Annotated in this window: 1 protein-coding gene and 1 pseudogene; both read right to left on the reverse strand. The window is 42.0% G+C overall.

The window, feature by feature from the left end:
* Window positions 1-340: 340 nt before the first annotated feature.
* Window positions 341-1,750, reverse strand: a complete 1,410-nt coding sequence (gene glnA / locus U9O96_00415; GenBank protein ID MEA2053574.1) for a type I glutamate--ammonia ligase — start codon at window positions 1,748-1,750, stop codon at window positions 341-343.
* A gap of 34 nt (window positions 1,751-1,784) precedes the next feature.
* Window positions 1,785-2,813: pseudogene (locus tag U9O96_00420) on the reverse strand (glutamine synthetase).
* Between the last annotated feature and the right edge of the window lie 133 nt (window positions 2,814-2,946).

Consider the following 2,946-nt stretch of genomic DNA (forward strand, 5'->3'; position numbering starts at 1 on the left):
TAAATTTAACTAATTTACATGTATTGCAGCAATTAATTTGATGTATTTACTACAATGGAGAATCGTGCTTCCAGGAGTAAAAAGGCGAAAATAAGCGCAAAAATGGACCAACTTTTAAAGTTGAGTTGGAGGAATCCAGTGTGTACCTGCAACAGCAACAGCATCATCACGGGATAGCTGTCATTGATGATTCACAGCAACGGCTAACCGTGTTTACCGCCGAGTGAGATGCGGCATGACCGAGCCCCTTGTGGGCGAGGGCTTGCCGAGGAACGAAGGCGGAATGGGGTTATAGGGGCTACGCCCCTATTTCACTCATCACTCCTCAATTCGGTGCAAATCACACATTGAAGTATTTTTTATAATCCCATGTAGATAACTGGGAGAGAAACTCATTCCACTCCTCTTCCTTGATATCAATAAATGCCTGTGAGGCATGTTTTCCCAGTGCCCTCTGAATTACTTCATCACTTTTCAATTCCTCGATAGCCTCATGGAGGGTTATCGGAAGCCTTCTTATATTGTAATTTTTCATTTCTTTTTTATCCATTCTATAAATATTTTTTTCAACAGGATTTCCTGGATCAATTTTTTTCTTTATGCCATCCATGCCAGCATGGATAAGCACGGAGAATGTAAGATAAGGATTCGCCGAAGGGTCTGGATGGCGCGCCTCAATATCTATTGAATTATTTTTTCCTGCTTTATTGGGTATCCTTACAAGAGCACTTCTATTGTATACTGCCCATGCTACGTTTATTGGTGCCTCAAAATTGGGGATAAGCCTCTTGTATGAATTTGTTGTCGGATTTGTTATGGCTGTCATGCCCCTTGCATGTTCAAGTATGCCCCCTATGAAATATCGTGCCGTCTGGGATAACATGTATTTGTCATTTCCATCAAAGAAAACGGATTTTTTATTTTTGAATAATTCCATATGAACATGCATTCCGTTGCCAGCATCCGTGGAAACGGGCTTGGGCATAAACGTGACGAGCAGGTTTTTCATTGAGCCCATTATTTTTGCAAGGTATTTGAAAAATACAGATGCGTCTCCTGCCTTCACCGCATCTGGCAGTGATTTTATCTCTATTTCCTGCTGCCATGCGCCCCCCTCGTGATGGTGATATTTTACGTCTGTACCGGATGATATCAACGCCTCCGAGAGCATATTACGAAATGATTCTGCAGAATCGATTGGGGGAGATGCAAAGTAACCCTCCTTTTCTTTTATGCCCAGCACAGGATGTTTCCCCTTTGGAATCGGCTCTTCTCCCTGTACGAGTGTGGCCAATTCACTCTCACCACCCTCAGATAAATTCGATTTCTTGAATGCATAAAATTCCAGTTCCGGTGATAGCCATATTTTCTCATACCCCATTTTTTTAACGAGCTGCATCGCCCTCCTTGCGATATGCCTTGGGTCTCCAGGAAAATACTCGTATGTATCCACATCCAAAATATCCATTACAATCCGGGCCCTATCTCCTTCATACAGCCAGGGAAGGGCGACCATTGTCTCAGCATCGGGAAGTGCGATCATGTCGGAGCGCTCTACAGTGACAAACCCTTTAACAGATGAGCCGTCAAAACCTATGCCTTCTTTCCATATTGCGTCTTCCAAATATGTTTTTGCGGGCATGGAGAAAACTCTGAGATTGCCGATAATATCAACAAAATGACTCTGAACCCACTTGATTTTTCCTTTTTCCAAAATTTTTTTTGTTTCCTCAACACCTTTCTGGTACATTGCTTCTCATTATGGAACGGGGGAATATAAATTTTTATAGTCTTGGCAGATTGTGCTCTATTTCAAACGGGCTGATTCTTGTGTCATACTTATGTCCCACTTCCTGCCTGTAATTTCTTATTTCTATCTCCTTATTTGCAATAAATTTTTCGAAAAGATTTGTGCCAAGAGTTTCTCTTACAATCTCGCTATTTTTTGTAATCTCCAACGCTTCTTCAATATTTTTCGGCAAAAGTTTTATTTTCCTCCCTTCTCTCTCATCATCTGCCATTATATAAATATCGCTCTCGCAAGGCGGCGGCAGTTCATATTGCTTTTCAATACCTTTGAGGCCTGCCGCAAGCATAACGGAGAATGCAAGATAAGGGTTGCACCCGGGATCTGGGCTTCTCAGCTCTATTCTCATGGCACTTTCTCTCTCGGGCTTATATTTCGGAATTCTTATCAACGTAGATCTATTTTTTTGGCCCCACACGACGTATATAGGAGCTTCATATCCCGGTGCCAGGCGTTTAAATGAATTTACCCATTGGTTTAGGACAGAAGTAATTTCGTTGATATGCACCATCAGCCCACCGATATAATCTTTTGCAGTATCAGAAAGATGGTAAGTATCGTCTTCACCAAAGAAAACATTTCTTTCGTTGTTCCATAAAGATTGGTGGACATGCATTCCACTGCCATTTTCTCCATCCAGCGGCTTAGGCATAAATGTTGCATATATGCCATCTCTTCTTGCAAATTCTTTAACGATATAGCGAAAAAGCATCATAGCATCTGCCATTTCGAGGGCCTCTCCATATCTCAAATCTATTTCGTGCTGGGAGGGTGCTACCTCATGATGCCCGTACTCTGGAACAATCCCCGTTTTCAATAACCCGAGAGCCGTCTTCTTCCTTAGATATTCACAGGGATCCCCGATGCCCATACTGAAATAATCGCCTTTATCAAGTGGCGTTGGATTATAGCAATCTTCAAAATAAAAAAATTCCATTTCAGGCCCTACTTTAAAAGATGAAAATCCATACTTATTCAATTTTTCTATCATTCTTTTTAAAACATGCCGTGTGTCCCCTGGGTTGTGGGTGCCGTCGGTATTTAGTCAAAATGGAGTGAGAACCCTCTGGGCTTCAGCCCAGAGATGAATCACTCCACAATACTTTTTACTACGTTCCAGTTGGATACATAGTCCCAAG

The organism is Candidatus Thermoplasmatota archaeon, from assembly GCA_034660695.1.
Lineage (GTDB): Archaea > Thermoplasmatota > E2 > UBA202 > DSCA01 > JAYEJS01.